Annotated in this window: 1 protein-coding gene; it reads right to left on the bottom strand. The window is 67.7% G+C overall.

Features of this window, described 5'->3' with window-relative positions:
- Window positions 1–573 (bottom strand): GTP-binding protein (locus HCK00_RS26690; RefSeq protein ID WP_168104613.1); only part of this gene is annotated, 573 nt, incomplete at its 3' end.
- Between the last annotated feature and the right edge of the window lie 25 nt (window positions 574–598).

A 598-nucleotide genomic window follows, 5' to 3' on the forward strand; every position in this document is an offset into this window, starting at 1 on the left:
CAGCCGGGCCATGAGGGCGTGTTCGACGAGGGTGATGAGGGCGCTTTTGGCGTCGGCGCGGTGGCGTGCGTCGGTGGTGATGATGGGGGCGTCGGGTCCGATCTGGAGGGCTTCGCGGACTTCTTCGGGGGTGTAGGGCTGGTGTCCGTCGAAGCCGTTGAGGGCGATGACGAAGGGGAGGCCGCTGTTCTCGAAGTAGTCGACGGCGGGGAAGCAGTCGGCGAGGCGGCGGGTGTCGACGAGGACGACGGCGCCGATGGCGCCGCGGACGAGGTCGTCCCACATGAACCAGAAGCGGTCCTGTCCGGGGGTGCCGAAGAGGTAGAGGATCAGGTCCTGGTCCAGGGTGATCCGGCCGAAGTCCATGGCGACCGTGGTGGTCGTCTTGTCCCGCACCTGGCTGAGGTCGTCGATCCCGGCCGAGGCGGAGGTCATCACGGCCTCGGTGCGCAGCGGATTGATCTCCGAGACCGCGCCGACGAACGTGGTCTTGCCCACGCCGAAGCCACCCGCCACCACGATCTTCGCGGAAGTGGTGGAGCGCGCCGCGCCGCTAGAGCTTCCGAAGTCCACTGAGCACCCTTTCGAGCAGTGTCAC

The organism is Streptomyces zingiberis (assembly GCF_012034935.1).
In the GTDB taxonomy this organism is placed as follows: Bacteria; Actinomycetota; Actinomycetes; order Streptomycetales; family Streptomycetaceae; genus Streptomyces; species Streptomyces zingiberis.